The 247-nt window shown below is 25.1% G+C and carries 1 pseudogene; it reads left to right on the top strand.

From position 1 onward, the window contains the following. Positions 1-144 precede the first annotated feature (144 nt). Positions 145-247: pseudogene (locus tag ACFIO5_RS12870) on the top strand (CDP-diacylglycerol--glycerol-3-phosphate 3-phosphatidyltransferase); the annotation flags it as partial.

The raw sequence follows: 247 nt of genomic DNA, 5'->3' as shown, positions 1-247 counted from the left end.
TATAACAAAATTTATAGGAATTTCTACCACAATTGCACAAAAAATTTATAACCATTTTAATGAAAAATAGGCTTGTTGCATAATCTTTGCCTTATTACGTTTATAAAGTATATTGTAATTTCAAAAAAAATTGAAAATAATTTTATGAAAAATCATACTTTTTCTTTTCCAAATATTTTAACTTATGCACGAATTGTTGCTGTGCCAATGGTTGTTGCATGCTTTTTTTTAGAAGGACGACTGCAAT

The sequence above is a fragment of the Bartonella sp. AA86SXKL genome (genome assembly GCF_042196885.1).
This window is presented reverse-complemented; position numbering and strand designations above follow the sequence as displayed.